A 21,284-nucleotide genomic window follows, 5' to 3' on the forward strand; every position below is an offset into this window, starting at 1 on the left:
CATCGGTGAAATCGACGGTTTTGGCAGACACGCCCGCCGTCAACGGAAGCCGGATCGCGGTTGCGAATTCGGCACGAAACCGGGTTACCTAGTCGAGATCCAGCCTATATATTAATCAAATCAACAATCGGTCGGCGTGGCGCCAGTGCGAAGCTGACCTAGAAAACTGCCTCGTCCTCAGGCCAGGCACGACAGGAGACGTCATGACGACCACGATCACTACCGGCAGGAATTCCGTGACCAATTTCACTGGCTACATGGAAAACTTCAATGCGACCTTCCTGCCCAGTTCCTTCACGTCCTACAAACATGAAGTCAACGGCGTCTTCTACGGTGTCTACGGCGCGTCTGAGGGATCGCTCTTCGGGCCATCGCCCCAGGCAGCAGGATACATCATCGGCAACGGCTACGGAGCCGAATCGACGCCGCAAACGGTAAGCCGGCTTCTCTTCGGCAACGGCGTGTTTTCCACCGGCGACGATCTTCAGATGTCGGCTCCGCGCTATACCGTCGAATTCGCGCCTGTCCTGGCTGGTGCCCCGGCCGACAAGATTATCGACGAAGTGCAGAGCCTGGGCAAGTTTTCGAAGACGGGTGTGGACGCGCTGCTGGACATGATCTTCGCAGAGGATGTCGTCTTCTTCGGTGCCGGCGGCGGCGATGTCTTCACCGGGACGAATAATGCCGACCACCTGAATGGCAAGGCAGGCGACGACACCCTGAAGGGCGGCAAGAATGCCGACACGATCCTGGGCGGCACGGGCTCCGATAGCCTGAAGGGCGGCAACGGCCACGATACGATCAAAGGCCAAAAGGGTGCCGATGTTGTTTCCGGCGGGAAGGGCAACGACACGATCTTCGGCGGCAACGGCAAGAACACGCTAAAGGGCGGCGCGGACAACGACGAGATCCAGGGCGGCGCCAAGGCCGACACGATCAAGGGTGGCGGCGGCGCCGATACCATGAACGCGGGCGGCGGCATCAACACGGTGACGGGCGGCAAGGGAGCCGACCACTTCGTGTTCACCGGCGCTTTCAAGAAGACCGTGATCAAGGATTTCGGCCGCGGCAACGACCAGCTCGATTTCTCGAACTTCTCCAACGAGGCGACGAGCCTTGCGCAGTTCAAGAATGCCTCGACCGAGCGCAAGGGCAAGGTCATCTACGACATGGGTGGCGACGACCAGAACAAGATCGTGCTGCTCGACACCGATCTGAGCGACCTGTCCGCGTCCGATTTCATCTTCTGAAACGTCCGGGCGGTCCGGCATCGTGCCGCCCCCGGTCACGCGGACCCGATACCGTATTGCACGGTATCGGCAAGGCCGCTCCGACGCTGCGGAAAAGGTCATGAACGGTTCCCGATGACCGGACGGACCTTGCGGCCAAGGTCTGCCCGATGGCACAGACCGCGTGATCGGCCGCGCCCCACCGACGTAAATATTTGGTTTTGCAGAATAGTCGGTCCCGGCTAACCTTCCGCATGGATTGAGTTACCCTTAGGGCAACCACCACCGCGCCAGCCGCGGCACTTCTTGCCGCGCAGCCATAAGCAGGACAGGATTTTGCCATGCCGCCAGTTTCAAAATGCTTCGTGATGACGACGGCGCTTGCCACGTTTGCGGGCGCCGCCGCCATGGCCCAGGACGTCTACCCGATCGGCGCGGATCAGCTGGCCTTTTCCATCCACAACATGGACCCGAGCGTCGATCCCGGCGACGACTTCCAGCAATACGCCGCGGGCGGCTGGCTGGACCGCGCCGATCGGCCCGAACGGATGGCTTCCATCGGGGCGATGGCCTACATGACCGAACGCGCCAACACGATCCTGAAGGCCGCGGTGGTCGACGCCGCCGCGAACGCCGCCGCTGCGCCCAAGGGCAGCCCGGTGCAGCAGGTGGGCGATTTCTTCAACGCGTTCATGGACATCGAGGCGCGCGACGCCGCCGGGCTGGACCCGCTGCGCCCCTATCTCGACCAGGTCAACGCGCTGGAAACGCACGACGACATTGCCCGTTTCCTCGGCGAATGGTCCCTTGTCGTGTTCGAAACGCCCTTGATGACCATATCGGTCACCACCGACATGAACGATGCCACGAAGATCTCGATGGCGGCGACGGAGGGCAGCCTGGGCCTGTCCCTCGGCTCGGTCTACCAGATGCCCGGCGAGTCCGCGGCCAAGCAGGCCTATCGGCAATATGTCGAGGATCTGCTGATCCTGACCGGCGTGACGGGTGACGAAGCGGGGCCGATGTCGGAAATGATCGTCTCGCTCGAGACGATCCTGCAGTCGGGGGAGCTTTCGCCCGTCGAATATGCCGACCCGCGCAACCGCAACAACCCGACGGACTGGGCGGATTTCCAGGCGCTCGTGCCCGAGATGGACATGAGCCTCTACCTTGAAGGGCAGGGCCAGCCGGTGCCCGATATGATCATCCTGTTCCAGCCGAACTACTACCCCAAGCTGTCGCAGGTCCTACAGGAATATTCGATGGAGGACCTGCGCGATTACCTCCGGTTCTCGGTCGTAAGCTCCATGCAGGGGGTGCTGGGCCCGGACTTCAAGGAACCGGTGCGTGCTTTGACCGAGGCCCTGCTGGGCGTCGCGACCCAGACGCCGGACGATGACCTGGCACTGCAGATGATGCCGGGGAAACTGGGCCATCCGCTGGGCCGGCTGTTCGTCGAGGCGGCGTTTCCGGAAGACACCCGCGCCGCCACCGCCGACATGATCGAACGGATCATGACCCAGTTCCGCCAGCGCATCGAAACCCGGCACTGGCTGTCCGAAGAAACCCGCGAAGCCGCGCTGGGGAAGCTGGATGCGTTCTATATCGGGGTCGGCTACCCGGACGAATGGATCGACTACAGCTCGGTCGAAGTGGTGCCGGACGATCCGGTGGCGAACCTCGTCAACCTTGCGACCTTCGGCAACCGGCGCGACCTGTCGAAGTTCGGCCATCCGAAGGTGCATGAACCGTTCAACAACCCGCATGGCACGCTGCCGATGCTGGTCAACGCGGGGTACACGCCGTCGATCAACGGGTTCGAGGTGACAGCCGGCATCGCCCAGCCCGCGGGTTTCGACCCCGAAATGGACGCGGCGGTGAACTATTGCCGCCTTGGCGCCATCATCGGCCACGAGATGACGCACGGCTTTGACAGTGGCGGCCGCCTGTACGATGCGCAGGGCAACCTGCGGAACTGGTGGACGGATGCCGACGCACAGGCGTTCGAGGCCGAGGCGCAGAAGCTGATCGACCAGGCCGACGCCTACGAGTTCCTGCCCGGCAACTTCGTGAACGGTGCGCTGACGGTGAAGGAGAACATGGCCGACATCGGCGGCATCACCTTCGCCCATCTCGCGCTGATGAAATACCTCGAGGAGCACCCCGAGGAGAACGTCGAGATCGACGGCCTCACCCCATCGCAACGCTGCTTCATATCCTGGGCCCAGTTCTGGACGGAAAAGAGCACGCCGCAATACATGGAAAACAGCCTGACGAACGTGCACGCGCCGAACCCCTACCGCACGACGGCGCCCTTGCGGCACGTCGAGGCGTTCTACGAGGCGTTCGACATCACGGAAGACGATCCGATGTGGCTGCCGCCGGAACAGCGCGTGAATGCGTGGTGAGGAGAGATCGAGACATGAAAAAATGCAGAAGGGAGGCCCCGCCGGAGTTTTGTCGGAGTGCCCGTTGACGGTCAGGCGCGTCCCTGGTTTCTGGCTGCCTCTGCGCGTCGTCAGGAGGCCGGCCGGGCTTGCGCTACCTGCGGCCAGCGCGCGCGCCACGGGCTGAGCCCACGCGGGACGGCCTCGATCAGGCGTCTTGTATAGGCCTCCTGCGGGGCGCCAAGCACCGTTTCGGTCGGCCCGCTTTCCACGACGCGGCCGCGATGCAGCACCACGGTGCGGTCGGCCAGCCGTTGCACCACGCCCAGATCGTGGGTGATGAACAGCACCCCCAACCCGTCGCGGTCGCGCAGGCGGATCAGGAGGTCCAGCACCTGCCCGCGCACCGACACGTCGAGAGAGGCGACCGCCTCGTCACAGACCAGAAGCCTTGGGCCCGCGGCCAGCGCCCGGGCCACCGCCGCGCGCTGAAGCTGCCCGCCCGACAGGTCCCGGGGGCGGCGCCGGGCAAGGGCGGGGTCAAGACCCACGTCCCGGAACAGTTCCGTCACGCGGTCGGCGGCGGCGCGCCCGGTCAGCCCGGCATGGATGCGCAGCGGCACCTGCAGGCCGTGGGCCACGTCGCGCCGTGGGTTGAAGCTGGCCAAGGGGTCCTGGAACACCACCTGGATCGCGGCCCGTTGATCCCGCGGCAGCGGGCGACGCCCGTCAACTGGCGTGCCGTCCATCGTGACGGTGCCTGCATGGGGCAGGTCCAGCCCCACCGCGATCCGGCCCAGCGTCGTCTTGCCCGATCCGCTTTCGCCGATCAGGCCCACGATCTCACCCGGACGGACCCGCAGGTCGACCCCGTCCGACGCCACGATCCTGTTGCCGCCGCGACCGGTGAACGTCCGGTGGATGCCGGTCATGCGCAGCCCGGCCTGATCGTCCGGCACATCCGGTAGCGGAGACCCGCCTTCACCGGGGTTTCCGGACAGGGTGAAGGGCAGCGCCGCCTCCACCAGCCGCGCCGTGTAGGGATGCGCGGGGCGACGGGCGATCTCGCGCGCCGGGCCGTCCTCCAGCAGTTCGCCATCCTTCATCACCGCCATCCGGTCCCCGATGGACGCGGCAACGGCAAGGTCATGGGTGACGAAGATCATCGCGATACCCTCGTCATCGACAAGATGCAGCAACAGGTCGAGGATCTGGGCCTGTACCGTCGCATCCAGCGCCGTCGTCGGTTCGTCCGCCAGCAGCAGCCGAGGTGTGCCGGCCAAGGCGGCGGCGATGGCCACGCGCTGTTTCTGACCGCCGGAAAGCTGGTGCGGAAAGGCCTGCGCGCGGACCGCCGGATCGGGAAGGCCGACGCGGTTCAGCAGATCGACCGTCCGGTCCCGCGCGGCACGGGTGGACAGGCCGTGATGAACCTGCACGACCTCGTCGATATGGGCGCCGATGGTCAGAACCGGGTTCAGGCTGCCGCCGGGGTTCTGGAAGATCATCGCGATCTCGCGCCCGGCAATGCCGCGCCTGTCGGCGCCGGGTGCCAGCAGGTTGCCGGCGTGACCATCCAGCCGCATGTCGCCGCGCAGGCCGGTTCCCTTGGGCAGCAGGCCCGCGATGGCGCCCAGTACCGTGGTTTTGCCGGATCCGCTTTCGCCGATCAGTGACAGCACCTCGCCCGGGGCCACGTCCAGCGACACGCCGCGCACGGCCTGTACCGGCGCGTCGCGGCGGCGACCGGGAAAGGCGATCTCAAGATCGCGGAGGGTCAGAAGCGTGCCTGTCATCGTCCGGTCAGTCCCAGCCTGCGGGCCAGCGCGTCACCGCTGAGGCTGACGGCCAGCACGGACAGCGCGATGGCGATGCCGGGCAGGATCACCAGCGCCGGATCGGTGCGGATCAACGCCCGGCCATTGGCCAGCATCCCGCCCCAGCTGACACGGTTCGGATCCGACAGGCCAAGAAAGGCCAGCGCGCTTTCGACAAGGATCGCTTCGCCCACCGTCACGCCGATAAGGGCGATCACGGGTTGCAGTGCGCCGGGCAGCACCTCGGCAAAGGCGATGGCCAGCGGCGGGCGGCCGGCGATGCGGGCGGCGTCGACGTAATCGGCACCGCGCAGGCGCAGCACCTCGGCCCGGACCAGCCGGGCGGTGGGCGGCCACGAGGATATGCCGATGGCGACCACAACATTGGTGGCGCTGGCACCCAGCACACTGACCAGCGCGAGCGCCAACAGGAAGGTGGGCACGGTCTGGAACGCCTCGGTCACGCGCATCAGTGTTTCGTCCAGCCAGCGGGCCGAAAATCCGGCGAGCGTTCCGATCAGGATACCGACGCAGATCGCGGCCGCGGCGGCGGTGGCGCCGACGGTCATGGACACGCGGGCGCCGTGCAGCATCTCGGCCAAGATATCGCGGCCCAGCTGGTCGGTGCCAAGGGGATAACGGGCATCGGTGAAGGGCGGCGTCAGCGGCCGCCAGACCATGTCGAGCGGATCGCCCGGTGCGAGCCATGGCGCCATGAGCGCGGCGCCTGCCAGCAGCACCAGCAGCGTCACGCCAATGAAGCCGCCGACGGGGCGGGGAATGCGGGAAGCGGCGGTTTCGATCATCAGCTGGTTCCGTCCAGTTCGACCCGCGGATCGAGCAGGCCGTAGATCAGGTCGATCACGATGTTCACGACGACGACCAGAACCGTGCCCGCCAGAAGGATGCCCGCCAGCAACGGCATGTCGCGCTGGCTGACCGCCTCGTAGGACAGGGCGCCAAGGCCGGGGATGGCGAAGACGGATTCGATCACCACCGACCCGCCCAGTAGCGTGCCGGCCTGAAGGCCGATCATCGTGACGACAGGCAGCATCGCGGGGCGCGCCATGTGGCGCAGCGCGATCCGGCGGGACGGGACGCCGCGGGCGCGGGCGGCGGCAACCCAGCCGCTTTCGCCCGCGTCGATCATCGCGCCGCGCATCAGCCGGACGTAAAGCGCAAGGTATGTCAGTGCCAGCGTGAAGACCGGCAGGACAAGATGGCGGGCGATGTCCAGAACCGAGCCGACCGGCCCCAGATCGGCGCCATAGGTCGAAAGGCCGCCCACCGGCAGCCAGCGCAGCTTGACCGCGAACAGGATTATGCCCAGAAGCCCCAGCCAGAACCCGGGCGTGGCGTTCAGCACCAGCGCGGTGACGGAGATCACGGTGTCCGCGGGCCGTCCACGCCGCAACGCCGCCAGCCCGCCCAGCACCGTTCCAAGGGCCGCGGACAGCAGGATGGCCGAGACCATCATCATCACCGTGTTCGGCAGTCGTTCAAGGATCACGGCGCCCACGCTGCGCGAGAAGGCGAAGGAATGGCCCAGATCGAAAGTGGCCAGCCGGGTCGCGTATGTCAGGAAACGACCGCCCAAGCCTTCATTCAGGCCATAGCGTTCGCGCAGTTCGTCGGCGAAGGCCGCGTCGGCGCCGCCGATCCCGGCAAGGTAGGCGTCGACGGCATCGCCTTCGGCCATTTCCAGCAGGACGAAAACACCAAGGGACACCAGCAACAGCACAGGCACGGCCTGCAGCATACGGCGCAGCAGGTAACGGGAAAGTTGCAGCCCGCGGGGGCGGGCTGCAATCGTGACGTCAGGCGCGGTCATTCCGTGGGCTGGATCCATGTATCGGCCCAGTTGCCCGTGGCCCAACGCGGATTGTTGGCGACGTTCTTCACTTCGTCACGGGCGACCGTGATGAAGGTGAAATGGGTCAGGAACAGGATCGGCAGGTCGGTCTGGGCCAGCTCCTGGAACTCCTTGTAGACTTCGACGCGCGCGTCCGGGTCCAGCGTGCTTTGCCCCTTGGCAATCAGCGCGTTCATGTCGGCGCTGTCATAGCCGTACTGGTTGGCGAAGGGGATGCCGGCCGCCAGCCCGCCCTGGTACAGGATCGTGGTCGAAATCGCGGGATCGTTGCGATAGACGGGCGACCCGATCGCCAGATCGTAATCGTGGTCGGTATAGACCGCCGCGATATGGCCGCCGGGATCGGCGGTGACGATTTCCACGTCGATGCCGACCTTGCCCAGCGCCTGCCGCACGTAATCGCCCGCCGCGCGGGTCTGTTCGAACCACGGCGCCGGACGCAGGCGCAGCGAGAACCGGGTGCCGTCGTCACCGCGGGGGTAGCCTGCCTCGTCCAGCAGGGCTTCGGCCTTGTCGGTGTCGAAGTCGTAGGCCGGAACATCGTCGGTGTAGAACAGCGGATCGGTGGGCGGCACCGGGCCGGTCGCCGCCGTGGCGTAGCCCATGAAGACCACGTCGACGAGGAAATCCTTGTCGATGGCATAGGCCAGCGCCTGGCGCACCTCGGGCTTGGCAAGCTCGGGCGTCTCGTTGTTCATCTCGAGCACGATGTTGTAGGTGATGCCTTCATACCCTTCGGGGATCACGCTGATCCCGTCGATGGCGTCCAGACGCTCCAGATCCGTCAGGGGCACGGCGGAAAAGGCGGTGACCTGAACATCGCCGGTTTCCAGCGCCGCGGCCTTGGCACCCGCATCGGGCAGTACGCGGTAGACGATTTCATCGAGATAGGGCAGGCCCTCGCCCCAGTAGCTGTCGTTCTTCACCAGCTGGTAGAATTCGCCCGGGCGGTGTTCGCCAAAGACGAAGGGCCCGGTGCCGACGGGGGCGGTGTTGTACTCGGCCTCGGCCAGATCCTTGCCTTCCAGCAGGTGTTTCGGCAGCACGGCCGTGACGGCCGGCATCGCGTTTTCGATCAGCTGCGCCGGAACGGGCTTCGAGAACTTGAAGATCGCGGTCGTGTCGTCCGGTGTCTCGACCGCTGTCAGGTCGGCGAAGATCTGGCCGCCGATGTTCTGCAGGGGCTTCCAGATCTCCATCGCGGAAAACGCCACGTCGGCCGAGGTGAACGGTTCACCGTCCGACCATGTCACGCCGTCACGCAGGGTGACGGTGAAGGTCAGGCCATCGTCCGAGCCTTCCCAAGCGGTGGCCAGCAGCGGCTTCAGCCCGGTGTCATAGTCCATCTCGGCCAGCGGCTCGACGATCTTGGACGACAGGTAGAACACGCCGTTCGACGCAACGATGGCGGGGTTGAGGTTCCGTGGTTCGGTATCGGCGGCGACGGTCAGCGTTCCGCCCGAAACCGGCTCCTGCGCAAGCGCGGGCAGCGCGGCGGATAGCGCCAGAAGCGCCGCGGCGCCAAGTCGTGATATCCTGAAGTGGTTCATTCTAGTAACCTTTCCCTGTTTAAGGCGGCACCAAGAGGCTGTTTACCAGCGTACCATGCCAGCATCGACGTTCACTGTCTGCCCCGTCATCCATCCGGCATCATCCGAGGCAAGGAATGACGCGACACCGGCGATCTGTTCCGGCTGGCCCTTGCCGGGCATGGCCTGCAGCATCTCGACGAAGCCGAAGCTTTCATCGTGCGGGCTGTTCTTCACGCCCTCGGATTCGATCAACCCCGGCGACAGCGCGTTGACGCAGATCCCGTACTTCCCGACCTCGGTCGCAAGCGCGCGGGAAAAGCCGATCACGCCGCCCTTAGATGCGACATAGGCGGCCATGTTGGGCGTCCCGGCAAAGAAGGTGTTGGATGCGATATTGACGATCTTTCCCTTCCGGTCGGCGGCGCGCATCATGTCGGTGGCCTTGCGGCAGGTCAGGAACACTCCGGTCAGGTTGGTGCCGATGATCGTCTGCCAGTGGTCAAGGTCGATCTCGTCCCACGGGCTGAACGGCACGATTGCGGCGTTGTTCACCAGGATGTCGGGCGCACCATCGCGCGCGCCGGCTTCGATCAGCGCGGACACCTCGACCTGGTCCGAGATATCGCATTTCATCGCCGTGACGCCCAAGCCGATCTTTTCGGCGGCTTCCTTTGCGCCGGCTTCGTTCTTGTCGCCGATCAGCACCAAAGCGCCGTCTTCGGCCAGGCGTTTCGCGATGGCAAAGCCGATGCCCTGCGCCGCGCCGGTGACGATGGCGGTTCTTCCGTCCAGTTTACCCATGACATGCACTCCCCTGTTGGTTCTGTTGGTTCATCCGTCCGCGTCGATCCGCGCGGTGACGGCGGCCATGCCGGCGGCCAGGTCGACGTCATGGCCCAGCGCCGTCATCGCGCCCCCCACGGCGGCGACGGCGGCCAGCGCGTAGATCGGCTGCGCCGTCGGGCCCATGTGGCCGATGCGGATCAGCTTGCCCGCTGTCACCCCGCGCCCGGCCGACAGCATCACACCATAGCGCGCCCGCGCTTCGGCGATGACCGGACCGGCATCGACGCCGTCGGGCATCTTCACGGCCGTACAGGTGGCCGAGGCGATTTCTTCCCGCGCGGGCCAAAGCTTCAGCCCCAGCGCCAGGATCCCGGCGCGGCAGGCGGCGGCGGTCAGCGCGTGGCGGGCCCAGACGGCCTCCGGCCCTTCGCGCAGGTAGCGGTCCAGTGCCGCGTCCAGCCCGTTGATTTCCGCCACAGACGGCGTGAAGGGGAAGGGGTTCGTGCGCTTCCACGCATAGCGCCAGTCCTTCATCGCAAGGATCGAGGCCGTGGGCGCATCGGGGTTGGCATCAATCTTGGCCCAGGCGGCTTCCGACACGGCGGCCAGCGTCAGACCGGGCGGGCAGCCCATGCACTTGTTCGGGCCGGACACGTAGATCCCTGCCTTGCATGAACCGGGACCGCCCGGCATCCCGCCAAAGGACGACACCGCGTCGACGATCATCAGCGCCTCGGCGTCTGCCACGATGGCGCCGATGGCATCGATGTCGTTCAGCGTGCCCGACGGGGTGTCGTGATGGCAGACCGACACGACCGCGATCTCCGGGTGGTCCTTCAGGTAGGTGCGTACCGTTTCCGGGTCGATGCAGTCGTCATAGGCGACCTCGATCTCCTCAACGCGCTTGGCATAGCGAGCGGCCCAGTAGCCGAAGCCCTTGCCGTAGACGCCCGAGGCAAGGTTCAGCACCACGTCGTCCTTCGCGATCAGCGATGCGGCGGCGGCTTCCAGCCCCAGTACCGGTTCGCCCTGCAGGATCAGCGGTGGTTCCGGCGTGTCCATCGCCTTCTGCGCCTTCAGCGCCACGGATTCATAGAACGCCTGAAACGCGGGGTCGTAATCGTAGAGCACGGTCCGCCCCATGGTCTGCAGGACCTCGGGGTAGGCATCGACCGGACCGGCGGTCAGGGTAAATACGGGAGGGGTCTCTTCGGCATAGCGCATCTTCATGCTCCGGGTCTGGTGTGACCCTCCCCGGTGTCCGGGGAAGGGATACTGGTCGAACGGGCCGTCAGCCGTAATAATTCACGCCGATCTTGTAGTCCTTGTAGCTTTCGGGATCGTGGGAGAAGAGCACCTCGGCCCCCTTCTCCTTCTCGATCTCCTTCAGCCTGCGCATTGACGAGACACCGGCCACCGGATCGATGTGAAAACCGGCATTGATGTCGTTGTCATAGTTCTTGCGCGTATAGGCGGCGTCGAGCGTCAGCAGCAGCGGCGGGCGGCTGTCGAATTCCACCAGCAGGGAATAATGCCCGATGGTGTGGCCCGGCGTGAACAGAAGCGTGACGCCCGGGGCGAGTTCCACGTCGCCTTCGACAAACTCGTAGGCCGTATTGGCGGCCGTCTGGCCAGAGGTCAGCTGATCGGTGGCGCCGCGGGCTTCGGCCACCTCGGCGGAAAAGCCCAGGTCGGAATAGCCCAGCACCTCGAACGGCTGGCAGGCGGCGGCCTGCGGCAGTTCCTGTTTGTGGCAGATCTTCTTGGCGTCCGGGAAGAACTTGTTGCCGCCCACATGGTCGAAGTGGAAGTGCGAGTTGAAGACGACGTCGATGTCCTTGGGCTCAAGCCCCAGCAGCTTCAGCGCGCCGGGGATGGTCTGCTGTTCGCTTTGCTGCGGTTTCTCGAACGCCAGCGCCTTCATGACGTGGTCGTAATCGAACCCGGTATCGATCAGGAACCTGCCCTTGGGATGATCCACGAGGACCGAATAGACCGGAAAGCGCACCTCGCCCCCCGGGCCCTTGTTCCACCAGATGTGGAACCCGTCCAGGACAAGGCTGCCCCCGTCGAGGAGAAACACCTTCGTATCTGCCATGTTGCCGTCTCCCTGTTGTTTTGCGTTCCGTTTCCTGTCGTCAGCGCGCGCCGCGTTCGTAGCCCACGCCAAGGGCGGCGGGCAGGCGGGCGCGGCGGCCCCAGATCACCAGCACCAGCATCACCGCCGCGAAGGGCAGCATCTGGATCACGTCGGTGGGGATGTTCGATCCGGCGACTTGCAGGGCGGTGGTCAGCGACAGCGCCGCGCCGAAGATCAGCGCGCCGGCCAGCACCCAGAGCGGCCGGCCCCGGGCCAGCATCGCCAGCACGATGCCGATGAAGCCCGCGCCGCCGGTCATGTAGGGAATGAAGAGGCCCGCGCCGATATTGGCCATGTAGGCGCCGCCCAGCCCGGCCATTCCGCCGGTAAACAGCACGGCGGCCGATCGGATCGCGATGACATGCCCGCCCGCGACATCCAGCGCCGCCGGTTTTTCGCCTGCCGCGCGCAGGGTCAGGCCAAGGTTGGTGCGTCGGTACAGGAATGCCAGCACAAGGACCGAGATGAGTGCCAGGTAAACCAGCGGGTGCCGTCCGAACAGCGACGGGCCCAGCACGGGGATATCGGTCAGGAACGGCAGGTCGACACGATCAGGCGCGGGCAGGCGCGGATAGGTGCGCGAGAACTGGAAATGGTGGAGCAGCGCCGTCATCCCTTCGACACCAAGCGTCAGGGCGATGCCGATCACGATCTGGTTCAGCCGCAGCACCACGCACAGCAGCGCCATCAGCGCCGCCACCAGAATCCCGCCCGCGATCCCGCCAAGAAAGCCCAGCCAGATGGATGACGACGTCCATGCCGTCAGGAAGCCCAGATAGGCGCCCGCCAGCATCATGCCTTCGATCCCGATGTTCAGCACGCCGGCCTTTTCCGACATCTGTTCGCCAAGCCCTGCCAGCAACAGCGGTATCCCGGCCACGATGGCGCCGGTCAGGAGCGAGGACAGGAAGGCGGCGGTCAGCAGGGCTTCCATGTCAGCTCTCCGTCCATGAGCGGCGGGCATCAAGCCATTCGGCCAGCGCCAGAAGGATCAGCAGGCTGGACACCAGCACCAGCGTGAAATCCTGCGGCACGCCCACGCGCCGGGCGGCACTTTCGGCGCCGATCAGCAGGGTGGAATACAGGAAGATCAGGATGATCGAGCCCACGCCGTGGAACCGGGCCAGGAACACCAAGGGGATCACCATCAGCCCGTAGGCGGGGTTCCAGTCGGCCTGGATATTGCCTGTCACGCCCAGAACCTCGGACGCGCCGGCCAGCCCCGCGAACCCGGCCGAGATCGCGAAGACGGCGACCGTGAGCAGCGGCACGTTCAGCCCGGCATGGGCCGCGGCATGGGGGTTCGCGCCCACCGTGCGCAGACGCAGGCCGAAGGCGGTGCGCGTCATCATCAGGTGCACCGCCAGCACGGCAAGGATGCCCCAGATCATGCCGCTGGAAATCGTCGTGTCGAAGAGCCTGGGCATCCGGTCCGGGACGGGCAGGGTGCGGGTTTGCGGTACGGTGGTGGTGGGGTCGAGGAACACGAGCTTGACCAGTACATTGGCCAGCGACACGCCAAGGAAGGTCATCATCAGCGTGGTGATGATCTCGTTCACGCCCTGATAGGCACGCAGAAGGGCAGGCACGACCGACCAGAGCGCGCCCACCAGCGCCGCCACGCAGAACCCGGCGACAAGCATCGCCCAGCCGGGCAGGATATCGACAAGCGAAGGTGCCAGGGCTGCCGCTGCTACGGCGCCCAGCAGGAACTGACCGTCCACGCCAAGATTCCAAAGGCCTGCCCGGAACGCCACGATCAGGCCCGCGGCCAGGAACAGCAGCGGCGCCATCCGCGTGGCTGTCTGTTGCAGGCCCAGCGACGACAGCAGCCCCCGGCGCACGACGTAGCCGTAATACTCCAGCGGATCGACACCGAAGAGCAGCAGCACAATGCCCGAGACCACCAGCGCCGCGAGGATCGGCCCCAGCGTCACCAGCACGAAGCGTTGCAGCCACCGCGACGACCGGCGGGGGCTTTGGGCCGGGGCTGCGTCGTCGAGTTCGGAGCTTGCACTCATGCCGCGTCCCCCGTCGTGTCTGCCATCTTGCCTTCGTCGACCATCAGCCGGCCCAGGCGCAGCCGCAGATCGCCCGCGCCCGCATCGTTGACGACGGTGCCGCGGATGCGTCCGCTGGCCATCACCGCGATGCGGTCCGCCAGTTCGATCAATTCGTCCAACTCGGTCGAGATCAGGAGCACCGCCAGCCCCTTGTCCGCGATCTCGCGAATCCGGCGGCGGGAGGCGGCGATGTTGCGGGTATCGAGCCCGTAGGTCGGCTTGTTGAAGATCACCGCCCGCGCCTCGCCCGTCAGTTCGCGGGCCAGCAGAACCTTCTGGATATTTCCGCCGGACAGGTGCCCGATGGGCGTGAATTCACTGGGCGCGCGCACCGAATAGTGCCGGATCACCTCGCGCGCGTGGGCGCCGATGCGGGCGGGGCGTTCGATTCCCCCGCTCCAGAACGGCGCGGCGCCGATATCCTTCAGCACGGTGTTTTCAGCGATCGGGAAGATCCCGATGGTGCCCTCCGACAGGCGATCGTCGGTCAGGTAGCGCAGGCCCAGCTTGCGCCGTTGCCCGACGCTGAGCCGGGTCACGTCGGCGCCGTCGAACATCACCCGGCCCGCGGTGGCCGAGCGCTGGCCCGACAGCGCCTCGGCCAGCTGTTTCTGACCGTTGCCGTCGATGCCCGCGATGCCAAGGATCTCGCCCGGCCGCAGGTCGAACGAGAGGTCCTTCAGCGCCATCATCTCGGCCCCGCCTTCGGTGCCAAGGCGTTCGACGGACAGAAGCGGCGCGGCGGTGGGGGCGGGGCGGTCACGGTAGAGGCTGGCCGAGGTATCGCTGCCGCCGAACATCAGGCGGACCATTTCTTCGATCGCCGCGTCCTCGTCCATGCGGGCCAGCGCGTCGGGCGCGATATCGCCCACCATGCGGCCCTGTTGCAGGACGCTGATCCGGTCGCCGAAGCGGTAGGCCTCGCCCAGTTTGTGGGTGATGAAGATCACCGCCAGCCCGCGCTCCGCGAGGCGCCGCATCTGCGCGCCCAGCTCGTCCGCGCCGGATGGGGTCAGCATCGACGTCGCCTCGTCCAGGATCAGGACGCGGGCGTCGCGCAGAAGGGCGCGGGCGATTTCGATCTGCTGCTGTTCGCCAAGGGACAGGTCGCCCGTCATCGCGTCCAGTTGCACCTTCAGGCCGAAGTCGCGCGACAGCTCGGCGATGCGCCGTTCGATCTGCGCGCGGTGCGGGCGCCGCCACCACGGGGCGCCCAGCACGAGGTTTTCAAAGACCGTCAGCGTGGGCACCAGCATGACATGCTGGAACACCGTGGCGATCCCGGCATCGAGGCTGGCCGAAGGGCTGTCCAGCCGGGAGCCGGTCCCGGCGACGGAGATATGGCCGTCATCCGGTTCTTGCAGCCCGGCCAGCATGCCGACGATGGTCGACTTGCCGGCCCCGTTTTCGCCCAGAAGCACATGAACCTCGCCCGTCCGCACCGTCAGCGACACGCCATCCACGGCCAGAACGCCGGGAAAGCGCTTGGTGACCGTGTGGAGGCCGACGGCCTCGGACATGTCGGATGCGGTTTGGGCGGGCAGGGTCATGTCACTCGGTCACCGTCACAAGAGACCGGACGTCTTCGGCATCGAAGACAGGCTCGACCGTGATTTCGCCCGCGATGATCTGATCGCGCAGCGCCATCACTTCGTCCCACGCGGCGGCATCGACCTGCGGCGTCTTCAGAAGCTTCACGCTGTCATCGGACAGGGAGATCGCATAGCCCGTCGTGCCGAACGTGTCGTTCTTCAGGTCCTCGATCATCGCGGTGTAGACCGGCGTCATGTCCCAGACGACCGAGGTCAGCAGGTGCCCCTTGTCGAGCGACCCCTTGTCGCCGATCACGTCGATGAACAGCGTGTCCGACCCATCGGTGGCCTTGTTCGTCTCGACAGCCTGGATCATGCCGAAGGACGATCCGTTGCCCTGCCCGAAGATGATGTCGGCGCCGGCGGCGATCACGCTGGTGGTCACGCGGTTGCCGCCCGCGGCATCGGAATAGGCGGCGGGGCCGATCACGGCATAAAGCACCTTCACATCCGGGTTTTCGGCCTTCACGCCCTCGGCGAAGCCCGCGGATTGCGAGTTCCACGACGGCGGTTCGCCCGACACCACGATCCCGACGGTGCCGGTGGTGGTCATCTTGCCGGCGAGCCGGCCGGCAAGGTAGGCGCCCTCATGGCCCGACAGCGTGTAGTCGGCGATCAGGCCTTCGGTCAGCCCGTCGGGCGTATCGACGATGGCCACCGGCACGCCGGTTTCCTGCGCGATTTCCGGTGCGGCGGTGTTGTAGCCCGACGCATGGGCGATCATCAGGTCCACGCCTTCGGCGGCCAGTTCGCGCATCGGCGCGCGCACGTCGCCATAGCCCAGACCGTCGGCCACAACGACCTCGACGCCCGTGGCTTCTCCGGCGGCTTTCGCGGAATCGACGCCTTGCTGGTTCCAGCCGAAGTCGCTGCCTTTCTCAGGGGTGAGGATCGCGATACTGTTGACGTCGGCGGCCATCGCGCTGGCGGCCAGCAGCCCGGCCAGAGGAATGGAATACAATAGATGTCTCATGGTTTTCGTCTCCCGTGGTTAGTGTCAGGCGCCCCGGTTCAAGCCGGTGCGTCGGTATTGCGATCCCTGGCCACTGGCGCGGCCGGGATCCTTTTTGTGCTCGCCACTGTCGCGGGCCAGGCTGGGGCCGATGACACGGGCGGCTACGTTCCCTATTCCGGGATCGTTCGCGGGACCGAGGGCGTGACCCCGGTCGAACTGGTGATCGAGAATGCGGGCCCCGGGCCCATCCTCTGCCAGGCGTCGCTGGCGCACTGGTATTCCGATGACTTGGGGGAGGCGCCGGCCGCCGGGGTGCTGAGCGTGACGCTGTGGCACGACCCGGAAACCGGCAGCCTTGTGTTGCTGAACGCGCATCGCGACCGGATGCCGGTCGAGGCGGTGACCTGCCGCGCGCCGGATGCCACCCGCTGGACACGCCTCGCGCTGCCCTTCGCGGCCGGGGAAGGACCGGCGCGTATCGTCCGCCGTTGTGCCACCGGCGCCGATGCGGCGCTGGTCTGCGGTCCGGTCGATTAGGGCGCACGAGGCAGGCATCGGATCAGGACCCGTTCCCGTCGAGGATCGCCTTGATCCGTTCGTATTCAGCGGTGACGGCGGGTTGATCTGCAATCTCGGCCTCGCCCACCTCAAGAAACTGCGCGGCCATCGCGGCCTGTTCGTCGTCCGACAGCGACAGGATCTCGCCGCCGTTCTCCGTCCAGATGGCGTTGGCCTTCTCGACGTTCGCGACGCCCCACGGGAACACCGCTTCCTCGGCCGCGCGGCCGGATGCGATGATCGCGGCCTGCACCTCTTCGGGCTGCGACTGGAACCATGCCTCGTTCACCAGTGTGACAGAAACGATGTGCGAGAAGTTCAGATCGGTGACGTATTTCGCGGTGTCGTAGTACTTGAACGCGGTCAGGATCGGCATGCCGGCCAGCATCCCGTCCAGCCCGCCGGATTGAAGCGCGGGCGTGACTTCGGACAGCGCCATCGGCGTGGGCTGCGCGCCCGCCGCCTTCATCGGCTCCATCTGCAGCGGCGAGGCGAAGGTCCGCACCTTCATGCCCTTCATGTCGGCCAGTGTTTCAACCGGCTTGGTGGCGAGCAGCAGCGTAGGGGAGTTGTAGATCGCGCCGATCACCCGCACGCCCTTGTCGAGAAACATCTCCTCAAGGTGCTGGCGGTAGTCGGGATCGTGGATGACCGATGCCACCTCCTCCGGGCTTGCGAACAGGCCCGGCACGTCGAAGGCCTGAAACCGCGGGTCCACGTTGGTGACGAATGAGGTGGGGGTCGTGAACGCCTCGATCGTGCCCAGCAGCACGCCTTCCGCCATCCGCGGGATCGCGCCCAGCTGGCTGGCGGGGTAGATCTCGACCGTCACGGCATCGGGGGCGCGGGCGGCCATTTCTTCGGCGAAGACCTTCTGCCATTCGTGCTGCACGTCGTTGATCGTGGCGCTGGCCAGTTTCATCGTCGATTGCGCGGCCGCGGGCAGGGCCGCTAGTGCCAGCGTCGCGAGGAGGGCGCTCAGGACGGGGCGGCGGGGAAGGCGGAACATGGGGGTTTCTCCTATTGGCTCGCTGGTGTCATTGCATTCCGCCCAGCAGCCCCAGCGACAGGCCGGGCCAGGCGGTTATCAGGACAAGCGCGACCAGCTGGACGGCCATGAAGGGCAGCACGCCGCGGTAGATCTCGGCCGCGCGCACGCCCAACACGGACTGCGCAACGAAGATGTTCAGGCCGAAGGGCGGGGTGAACATGCCGATGGCTAGGTTCACTGTCATGATCACGCCGAAATGGATCGGGTCTATTCCCAGCGCGATGGCCATGGGCACCAGAAGCGGCGTGAGAACGAGGATGGCCGAGGTCGGATCCAGCACGCAGCCGATGGCCAGGAGCAGCAGGTTGACCGTCAGCAGGAAGCCCATCTGCGACAGCCCGGCATCGTTCACCCCGGCGATCAGCGCCTGCGGCACGCCTTCGACGGTCAGCACCCACGAGATAACGCTGGCGGCGGCCACGACGACCATGATCTTGGCCGTCAGGATCGCGGCGCGGGTCGCGGCGTCCAGCACATCGTTCAGCGTCATCGAACGGTAGATGAACAGCCCGATCAGTGCGGCATAGGCACAGGCGAAACCGCCCGCTTCGGTGGGGGAGAAGAAGCCGGCATAGATGCCTGTCAGCACGAAAACCGGCATGGCCAGCGCCGCGGCGGCAGACCGGAAGGCGGCAAGAGCCGCGGCAAGATCGAACCGGTCGCGCGGCAGGCCTGCGCGCCACGCCATGACCGCGATGTAGATCCCCATCATCAGCGCAATGGTCAGCCCCGGCAGAATCCCCGCGATGAAGAGCTTCGGGATCGATTGCTCGGCCGCCGCGCCATAGAGGATCATGGCGATGGAGGGCGGGATAACGATGTCGATCGCCCCGGCCGAGGTGATCAGCCCGGCAGCGCGGGTGCGGCCATAGCCGGCCTCGACCAGCCGGGGGAACATGTTGCGCCCGACGGCGGCCACGGCGGCCGCGCTCGACCCGCAGATCGTGCCGATCAGGGTCGACCCGCCAAGCGCCGCAATGCCAAGGGAGCCGGGCACCCGGCCGAACAGCGCCCGGACGAGGTTGATCAACCGATCGGCGATTCCCGAGGTGGCCATCAACTCACCCGCGAAGACGAAGAAGGGCACGGCCAGAAGGGCATAGGCATCGAGCCCGCCGAAGATCGTCTGTTGCAGCGCGATCAGGGGCGGCCCGCCATAGATCAACAGGCCCAGTGTGGCACCGGCCAGCAGCGCCACGAAGATCGGCGCGCCCAGGCCCGCGAGGATCACGATGCTGGCGCCCATGGCCCAGGTCATGCCCGTTCCCCCCGTGGGGCGGGCTGGCGCAGCGCGGCGAGGTCGGCCACCAGCAGCACCGCCGCCATCAGCGCCATGCCGGCAAAGCCCAGCGTGATGGCGAAATGCGGGATGACCATCGGGATGCCCAACCCCATGCTCGTCTGGCCGATGGCGCCGATCCGTTCGACGAAGGACCATGAATGCCACGCGACAAAGGCGCAGACCGCCAGCGTTGCCGCATCGGTCAGCATCCGCACGAACGCCGCCGCATGCGTGCCCAGGTGGTCGGGGAGAAGATCGATTGTCAGGTGATCCCGGCTGCGCGCGGCCAGTATCGCGCCTAGCATCACGATCCAGATCATGCCGTAGACCAGCGCTTCGTCCGCGCCGGTCAAGGTCGGAAGCCCTCCATAGCGGCCCGCGGCATTGGCCACGTTCAGCAGCACCATGGCGATAAGGCCGAGGCCAAGCACCCGGCGGACCAGCGCGACGATGCGCGCCTCGATCCGGCCCAGGAGCTGGCCCCGGCGGGTCATTCCCGCGCCTCGAGCACGCGGCGCACCGCGACAAGCCGGGCGCCACGGTCGCGGGGCAGGTCCTTCAGCTCCTCCGGCGAATAGTCGAACAGGCCGCCACCCGTCTTCATGCCCAGCCGGCCCTTGGCTGTTTCTTCACTGATCATGGGCGAGACATCGTCGCGGTCACACAGTTCGGCGTTCAGGAACGACGCGACCGAACTGTAGATATCCAGCCCTGCCATATCCAGAAGCCGCATCGGTCCCACGACCGACAGCTTGTAGCCGATGCCCCACTTGACCACGGTATCCAGATCCTCGGGCGACACGACGCCCTGTTCGACAAGATCGACGCATTCCCGCAGCAGCGCATAAAGCACCCGGTTTTCGACAAAGCCGGGCAGGTCGCGCTTCAGAACCACGGGGATCAGGTCCATCCCGCGGATCAGGTCGCGGATGACGTCCACCGTGGCGGTGGATGTCTCCTCGCCGCCGATCACCTCGATCATCGGAACGATATGCGGCGGGTTCGACCAGTGCATGCCGACAAAGCGTTCCGCGACGGGCGCATGGGCTTGCAACATGGTGATCGGGATGCCCGACGTGTCGGAGGCCAGCACCGTATCCGGGCCCATCAGCGGCCCCAGATCGGCATAGAGCGCGGCCTTGATCGCCTCATCCTCGGGCACGTTTTCGATCACCAGCCCTGCGCCGGTGACGGTGTCTTCCAGCGTCGCCGGGAAGGTCAGGCTGCCGCCCTGATCGGCGATGCCCAGACCGTCGAGCGCGCCGCCGATCATCGGCAGCATGCCCTTCGCCTTTTCGACTGCGGCGGCCGAGATATCGAACGCGGTCACGTCATGGCCCGCGCGGGCCATCCGCGCGGCCATTCCCGGGCCCATCGACCCCAATCCGATCACCGCGATACGCATCAGCCGGCGGTCCTCATGCGGTAGCCGCCTTGAAGGCCGAGCGTTCGGAGATCGCGGCGAACCACGCTTCCAGCGCCGGCATCGACGGGCGGTCATAGGGGAAGTTCAGGCAACGCCCAAGGATCGGCGCCAGCGCGATGTCGGCGATGGTCAGCTTGTCCAGTGCCAGGAAGGTGCGCCCGGCCAGATGGCCCTCCACGATCTGCATCTGATTGTGCAGGTCGGCGATCTGGCCCGGCAGTTCTGCAGGGTAATCGGCCGGCTCCAGCTTGGAGCCCTTGAAGCCCGCGACATAGTTCAGGTTGATCGCGGCCAGCAGGAAATCCATCCAGCGTTCGACCTCGGTGCACTCCGCCGGGGTGGCGCCGGTCAGGTCGGGCGCTTGCGTCGTGGCCAGGTACCGCAGGATCGTGTTCGATTCCCAGATCACCGTGTCGCCATCCACCAGCGTCGGCACCTTGGCCGTGGGGTTCATGGCAAGGTAATCGTCGCCTTGCGTGTTGCCGAACTGGCGGCCGTAATCCTCGCGCTCGTAGTCGAGCCCGGTCTCTTCGAGAAGGAAGAGCACCTTCTGCACGTTGCCGGATGTCTTTCGGCCCAGAAGCTTCAGCATT

General features: G+C 66.2%; 19 protein-coding genes. 3 read left to right on the forward strand and 16 right to left on the reverse strand.

The features are described 5' to 3' along the window. The first annotated feature begins 203 nt into the window (after nucleotides 1-203). Together D4754_RS01880 and D4754_RS01885 are read left to right on the forward strand one after the other, a co-directional pair. Complete coding sequence (locus D4754_RS01880; RefSeq protein WP_121061068.1) at nucleotides 204-1,250, forward strand: calcium-binding protein; 1,047 nt, start codon at nucleotides 204-206, stop codon at nucleotides 1,248-1,250. Nucleotides 1,251-1,570: 320 nt separating this feature from the next. Continuing rightward, nucleotides 1,571-3,637, forward strand: coding sequence for a M13 family metallopeptidase (locus D4754_RS01885; protein WP_121061070.1), 2,067 nt, complete (start codon nucleotides 1,571-1,573; stop codon nucleotides 3,635-3,637). 110 nt (nucleotides 3,638-3,747) lie between these two features. Here D4754_RS01885 and nikE read toward each other — a convergent pair whose 3' ends face one another. From nikE to D4754_RS01940, 11 genes are all read right to left on the reverse strand, one after another. Further along, nucleotides 3,748-5,412: a nickel ABC transporter ATP-binding protein NikE gene (nikE, locus tag D4754_RS01890; protein ID WP_121061072.1), complete on the reverse strand. Its 1,665-nt coding sequence runs from the start codon at nucleotides 5,410-5,412 to the stop codon at nucleotides 3,748-3,750. Next, nucleotides 5,409-6,239, reverse strand: a complete 831-nt coding sequence (locus D4754_RS01895) for an ABC transporter permease (RefSeq protein ID WP_121061074.1) — start codon at nucleotides 6,237-6,239, stop codon at nucleotides 5,409-5,411. Before D4754_RS01895 ends, nikE begins: the two co-directional genes overlap by 4 nt. Next, on the reverse strand, nucleotides 6,239-7,264 hold the full coding sequence (locus tag D4754_RS01900; protein WP_205589560.1) for an ABC transporter permease: 1,026 nt from the start codon (nucleotides 7,262-7,264) through the stop codon (nucleotides 6,239-6,241). The genes D4754_RS01895 and D4754_RS01900 overlap by 1 nt, the downstream gene beginning before the upstream one ends. Beyond that, complete coding sequence (locus D4754_RS01905; RefSeq protein WP_121061076.1) at nucleotides 7,261-8,856, reverse strand: ABC transporter substrate-binding protein; 1,596 nt, start codon at nucleotides 8,854-8,856, stop codon at nucleotides 7,261-7,263. Before D4754_RS01905 ends, D4754_RS01900 begins: the two co-directional genes overlap by 4 nt. Nucleotides 8,857-8,898: 42 nt before the next feature. Further along, nucleotides 8,899-9,639, reverse strand: a complete 741-nt coding sequence (gene pldH, locus D4754_RS01910) for a pyridoxal 4-dehydrogenase, SDR-type (RefSeq protein WP_121061078.1) — start codon at nucleotides 9,637-9,639, stop codon at nucleotides 8,899-8,901. A 30-nt stretch (nucleotides 9,640-9,669) separates the two neighbouring features. Then, nucleotides 9,670-10,854, reverse strand: coding sequence for a pyridoxamine--pyruvate transaminase (gene ppaT, locus D4754_RS01915; RefSeq protein WP_205589561.1), 1,185 nt, complete (start codon nucleotides 10,852-10,854; stop codon nucleotides 9,670-9,672). A 61-nt stretch (nucleotides 10,855-10,915) separates the two neighbouring features. Next, a complete protein-coding gene (gene pldA, locus D4754_RS01920) occupies nucleotides 10,916-11,722 on the reverse strand; it encodes a 4-pyridoxolactonase (protein WP_121061080.1) in 807 nt (268 codons plus the stop codon). A 40-nt stretch (nucleotides 11,723-11,762) separates the two neighbouring features. Next, on the reverse strand, nucleotides 11,763-12,698 hold the full coding sequence (locus tag D4754_RS01925; RefSeq protein ID WP_121061082.1) for a putative B6 ABC transporter permease subunit 1: 936 nt from the start codon (nucleotides 12,696-12,698) through the stop codon (nucleotides 11,763-11,765). A 1-nt stretch (nucleotide 12,699) separates the two neighbouring features. Continuing rightward, the gene (locus D4754_RS01930) at nucleotides 12,700-13,785 is read right to left on the reverse strand and encodes a putative B6 ABC transporter permease subunit 2 (protein WP_121061084.1); all 1,086 of its coding nucleotides are present in this window, start codon (nucleotides 13,783-13,785) and stop codon (nucleotides 12,700-12,702) included. Next, nucleotides 13,782-15,347, reverse strand: coding sequence for a putative B6 ABC transporter ATP-binding protein (locus D4754_RS01935; RefSeq protein ID WP_205589562.1), 1,566 nt, complete (start codon nucleotides 15,345-15,347; stop codon nucleotides 13,782-13,784). The genes D4754_RS01930 and D4754_RS01935 overlap by 4 nt, the downstream gene beginning before the upstream one ends. A 31-nt stretch (nucleotides 15,348-15,378) precedes the next feature. Continuing rightward, on the reverse strand, nucleotides 15,379-16,392 hold the full coding sequence (locus D4754_RS01940; RefSeq protein ID WP_121061088.1) for a putative B6 ABC transporter substrate-binding protein: 1,014 nt from the start codon (nucleotides 16,390-16,392) through the stop codon (nucleotides 15,379-15,381). A 96-nt stretch (nucleotides 16,393-16,488) separates the two neighbouring features. On the opposite strand from D4754_RS01940, the gene D4754_RS01945 reads away from it, so the two are divergent. Continuing rightward, nucleotides 16,489-16,911, forward strand: a complete 423-nt coding sequence (locus D4754_RS01945; RefSeq protein ID WP_163025745.1) for a hypothetical protein — start codon at nucleotides 16,489-16,491, stop codon at nucleotides 16,909-16,911. A gap of 22 nt (nucleotides 16,912-16,933) precedes the next feature. Here the strand turns inward: D4754_RS01945 and D4754_RS01950 are convergent, their stop codons facing one another. Genes D4754_RS01950 through D4754_RS01970 form a run of 5 tightly spaced genes read right to left on the reverse strand, consistent with a single transcriptional unit; the run spans nucleotide 16,934 to nucleotide 21,283 of the window. Next, on the reverse strand, nucleotides 16,934-17,941 hold the full coding sequence (locus D4754_RS01950; RefSeq protein WP_121061092.1) for a TRAP transporter substrate-binding protein: 1,008 nt from the start codon (nucleotides 17,939-17,941) through the stop codon (nucleotides 16,934-16,936). Between the two features lie 28 nt (nucleotides 17,942-17,969). Next, nucleotides 17,970-19,241 (reverse strand): TRAP transporter large permease, encoded by a 1,272-nt coding sequence (locus tag D4754_RS01955; protein WP_121061094.1) that lies wholly within the window; start codon nucleotides 19,239-19,241, stop codon nucleotides 17,970-17,972. Beyond that, entirely contained in the window at nucleotides 19,238-19,759 is a 522-nt protein-coding gene (locus D4754_RS01960) for a TRAP transporter small permease (protein ID WP_121061096.1), read from the reverse strand. The genes D4754_RS01955 and D4754_RS01960 overlap by 4 nt, the downstream gene beginning before the upstream one ends. Then, complete coding sequence (gene fhmpcd1, locus D4754_RS01965; protein WP_121061098.1) at nucleotides 19,756-20,670, reverse strand: 5-formyl-3-hydroxy-2-methylpyridine 4-carboxylate 5-dehydrogenase; 915 nt, start codon at nucleotides 20,668-20,670, stop codon at nucleotides 19,756-19,758. The genes D4754_RS01960 and fhmpcd1 overlap by 4 nt, the downstream gene beginning before the upstream one ends. Nucleotides 20,671-20,683: 13 nt before the next feature. Continuing rightward, a complete protein-coding gene (locus D4754_RS01970; RefSeq protein WP_121061100.1) occupies nucleotides 20,684-21,283 on the reverse strand; it encodes a glutathione S-transferase family protein in 600 nt (199 codons plus the stop codon). Nucleotide 21,284 lies beyond the last annotated feature (1 nt).

It is taken from the genome of Chachezhania antarctica (assembly GCF_003646465.1).
GTDB lineage: Bacteria > Pseudomonadota > Alphaproteobacteria > Rhodobacterales > Rhodobacteraceae > Chachezhania > Chachezhania antarctica.

Coding starts and splice junctions, on each gene's coding strand:
- D4754_RS01895 (WP_121061074.1), bottom strand. CDS start 6,239: ATGATCGAAACCGCCGCTTCCCGCATTCCCCGCCCCGTCGGCGGCTTC.
- D4754_RS01885 (WP_121061070.1), top strand. CDS start 1,571: ATGCCGCCAGTTTCAAAATGCTTCGTGATGACGACGGCGCTTGCCACG.
- fhmpcd1 (WP_121061098.1), bottom strand. CDS start 20,670: ATGCGTATCGCGGTGATCGGATTGGGGTCGATGGGCCCGGGAATGGCC.
- D4754_RS01880 (WP_121061068.1), top strand. CDS start 204: ATGACGACCACGATCACTACCGGCAGGAATTCCGTGACCAATTTCACT.
- pldH (WP_121061078.1), bottom strand. CDS start 9,639: ATGGGTAAACTGGACGGAAGAACCGCCATCGTCACCGGCGCGGCGCAG.
- D4754_RS01960 (WP_121061096.1), bottom strand. CDS start 19,759: ATGACCCGCCGGGGCCAGCTCCTGGGCCGGATCGAGGCGCGCATCGTC.
- D4754_RS01935 (WP_205589562.1), bottom strand. CDS start 15,347: ATGTCCGAGGCCGTCGGCCTCCACACGGTCACCAAGCGCTTTCCCGGC.
- pldA (WP_121061080.1), bottom strand. CDS start 11,722: ATGGCAGATACGAAGGTGTTTCTCCTCGACGGGGGCAGCCTTGTCCTG.
- D4754_RS01930 (WP_121061084.1), bottom strand. CDS start 13,785: ATGAGTGCAAGCTCCGAACTCGACGACGCAGCCCCGGCCCAAAGCCCC.
- D4754_RS01905 (WP_121061076.1), bottom strand. CDS start 8,856: ATGAACCACTTCAGGATATCACGACTTGGCGCCGCGGCGCTTCTGGCG.
- D4754_RS01925 (WP_121061082.1), bottom strand. CDS start 12,698: ATGGAAGCCCTGCTGACCGCCGCCTTCCTGTCCTCGCTCCTGACCGGC.
- D4754_RS01950 (WP_121061092.1), bottom strand. CDS start 17,941: ATGTTCCGCCTTCCCCGCCGCCCCGTCCTGAGCGCCCTCCTCGCGACG.
- D4754_RS01970 (WP_121061100.1), bottom strand. CDS start 21,283: ATGCTGAAGCTTCTGGGCCGAAAGACATCCGGCAACGTGCAGAAGGTG.
- ppaT (WP_205589561.1), bottom strand. CDS start 10,854: ATGAAGATGCGCTATGCCGAAGAGACCCCTCCCGTATTTACCCTGACC.
- D4754_RS01940 (WP_121061088.1), bottom strand. CDS start 16,392: ATGAGACATCTATTGTATTCCATTCCTCTGGCCGGGCTGCTGGCCGCC.
- D4754_RS01900 (WP_205589560.1), bottom strand. CDS start 7,264: ATGACCGCGCCTGACGTCACGATTGCAGCCCGCCCCCGCGGGCTGCAA.
- nikE (WP_121061072.1), bottom strand. CDS start 5,412: ATGACAGGCACGCTTCTGACCCTCCGCGATCTTGAGATCGCCTTTCCC.
- D4754_RS01955 (WP_121061094.1), bottom strand. CDS start 19,241: ATGACCTGGGCCATGGGCGCCAGCATCGTGATCCTCGCGGGCCTGGGC.